Here is a 2638-nt window from a genome sequence, read left to right as displayed (position 1 = left end):
CCCTGACCACCTTCTCGATCGCCAACGACGTCGCGAAGTACTTCGCGATCATCCCGGCCATGTTCGCCGTGGTCTACCCGGGCCTCGACAAGCTCAACATCATGGGCCTGGCCTCCCCCGAATCCGCGATCCTCTCCGCGGTCATCTTCAACGCGCTGATCATCATCGCGCTCGTCCCGCTCGCCCTCAAGGGCGTCCGGTACCGGCCCTCCAGCGCCGACAAGATGCTCCGCCGCAACCTCGGCCTCTACGGACTCGGCGGCCTCATCGCCCCGTTCATCGGCATCAAACTCATCGACCTCCTCATCTCCCTCATCCCCGGAATCGGCTGATCTGCGATGAACAACTCCGTAGGCAACACCGCCCGCCTCATCGGGGCCGGCCTCCGAGCCCTGCTGGTGCTGACCGTCCTGTGCGGCGTGCTCTACCCGCTGGCCGTCACCGGGATCGCCCAGGCGCTGTTCAGCGACCAGGCCAACGGCTCCGAGATCAAGGACAAGACCGGCCGGGTCGTCGGCTCCTCCCTCATCGGCCAGACCTACAACCTGCCCAAGCAGGATCCGAACGACGCCGAGGAGACGGCGAAGCCGGACCTCAAGTGGTTCCAGCCCCGCCCCTCCAACGGCCTCGGTGCCAACAGCGTCAACACCCAGTACGGACTGCTGCTCTCCGGCGCCACCAACAAGGCCGCCGACAGCGGCGCGGTCGACGGCGTCTGCACGAAGGACGCCGAGGAGGGCAGCCTCTGTGCCCAGGTCCTCGCCGCCAAGGACGCCGTCATCACCGACAACTCCACCGCCTCCTACAAGGTCAAGCCCGAGGACGTACCCGCCGACGCCGTCACCTCCTCCGGCTCCGGCCTCGACCCGGCCATCTCCCCCGAGTACGCCGAGCTCCAGATCCACCGGGTCGCCGAGCAGAACAAGCTCGACGTCAAGCAGGTCCAGAAGCTCGTCGCCGACCACACGCAGGGCCGCACGCTCGGCTTCATGGGCGAACCCCGCGTCAACGTCCTCGAACTCAACACGGCCCTGAAGGCGCTCTCCACTCCGTCCAAGAGCTGATGGTGCGCGGAGCACGCGTCGGGGCCGGCGGGGCGCAGCGTCCCGCCGGCCCCCTCACCCGCTTACGACGACCGCCCCCAACGAAGGAAAGGCTGCACGCCCATGACCCGGGTGCTGGTGGTGGAGGACGATCCCCGGCTCGTCCGCGCCCTGAAGATCAACCTCCAGGCGCGCAAGTTCGACGTCGAGGAGGCTCCCGACGGGGGCTCGGCCCTGCGGCTCGCGGCCGCCCGCAAACCGGACGTCATCGTGCTGGACCTCGGTCTGCCCGACATGGACGGCATCGAGGTCATCAAGGGCGTCCGCGGCTGGAGCCGGGTCCCCATCCTGGTCCTCTCCGCACGCCACACCTCCGAGGAGAAGATCCGGGCTCTCGACGCGGGCGCGGACGACTACGTGACGAAACCGTTCAGCATGGACGAGCTGCTGGCCCGCCTGCGCGCGGCCACCCGCAGGCAGGAGGCGCCCGAGGCGTCCCGGGCCGACGAGATCGCCGTCGTCACGACCGACGAGTTCACCGTGGACCTGGTGGCGAAGAAGGTACGGCGGGGCGAGCGCACGGTGCGCCTGACCCCGACCGAGTGGCACCTGCTGGAGATCCTCCTCACCCACCCCGGCCGGCTGATCACCCAGGGGCGGCTGCTGCTGGAGGTGTGGGGGCCCACGTACAGCGAGAACACCAACTACCTGCGGGTCTACATGGCCCAACTGCGCCGCAAACTGGAAGCGGACCCCTCCCACCCGCGGTACCTGATCACCGAACCGGGCATGGGCTACCGCTTCGAACCCTGACCCACATATACCCATCCACCCCGCCCGATCGTCGGCACAGAGGAAGAGTCGGACACATGGGACGCGGCAAGCTCCGCATCTACCTCGGTGCGGCACCGGGCGTCGGCAAGACGTACGCGATGCTTTCCGAGGCACACCGCCGGGTCGAGCGGGGCACCGACTGCGTCGTCGGCTTCGTGGAGCACCACAGCCGGCCGCGCACGGAGGTGATGCTGCACGGCCTCGAACTGATCCCGCGGCGCGAACTGGAGTACCGGGACTCCGTCTTCACCGAGATGGACGTCGACGCGATCCTCGCGCGCCGTCCCGCCGTGGTGCTGGTGGACGAGCTCGCGCACACCAACGTGCCGGGTTCGCGCAACGCCAAGCGGTGGCAGGACGTCGAGGAGCTGCTGCAGGCGGGGATCGACGTCGTGTCCACCGTCAACATCCAGCACCTCGAATCACTCGGTGACGTCGTGGAGACCATCACCGGTGTCCGCCAGCGGGAGACCGTACCCGACGAAGTCGCCCGCCGTGCCGACCAGATCGAGCTGGTCGACATGTCCCCGCAGGCCCTGCGCCGCCGCATGGCCCACGGCAACGTCTACAAGCCCGACAAGGTCGACGCGGCGCTCTCGAACTACTTCCGGCCGGGCAACCTCACCGCGCTGCGCGAACTGGCGCTGCTGTGGGTCGCCGACCGGGTGGACGAGTACCTCCAGCAGTACCGGGGCGAGCACGACATCCGCTCCACCTGGCAGGCGCGCGAGCGGATCGTCGTCGGGCTCACCGGCGGGCCC

General features: G+C 68.8%; 2 protein-coding genes and 2 pseudogenes. All 4 read left to right on the top strand.

Annotated features, from left to right (window positions below; translation table 11 throughout):
* Positions 1 to 332, top strand: a pseudogene (locus ACFV0Q_RS40690) (potassium-transporting ATPase subunit B); the annotation flags it as partial.
* A 6-nt stretch (positions 333 to 338) separates the two neighbouring features.
* The gene (locus ACFV0Q_RS40685; protein WP_385013033.1) at positions 339 to 1064 is read left to right on the top strand and encodes a potassium-transporting ATPase subunit C; all 726 of its coding nucleotides are present in this window, start codon (positions 339 to 341) and stop codon (positions 1062 to 1064) included.
* Between the two features lie 102 nt (positions 1065 to 1166).
* Positions 1167 to 1856 carry a response regulator gene (locus tag ACFV0Q_RS40680; RefSeq protein WP_385013031.1) on the top strand — a complete coding sequence of 230 codons (690 nt, stop codon included), beginning with the start codon at positions 1167 to 1169 and terminating at the stop codon, positions 1854 to 1856.
* Between the two features lie 56 nt (positions 1857 to 1912).
* A pseudogene (locus ACFV0Q_RS40675) lies at positions 1913 to 2638 on the top strand (histidine kinase); the annotation flags it as partial.

It is taken from the genome of Streptomyces sp. NPDC059564 (genome assembly GCF_042735575.1).
GTDB lineage: Bacteria > Actinomycetota > Actinomycetes > Streptomycetales > Streptomycetaceae > Streptomyces.
This window is presented reverse-complemented; position numbering and strand designations above follow the sequence as displayed.

Excerpts from the sequence above, each read along its gene's own strand:
- ACFV0Q_RS40685 (WP_385013033.1), top strand. The coding sequence starts at position 339 with ATGAACAACTCCGTAGGCAACACCGCCCGCCTCATCGGGGCCGGCCTC.
- ACFV0Q_RS40680 (WP_385013031.1), top strand. The coding sequence starts at position 1,167 with ATGACCCGGGTGCTGGTGGTGGAGGACGATCCCCGGCTCGTCCGCGCC.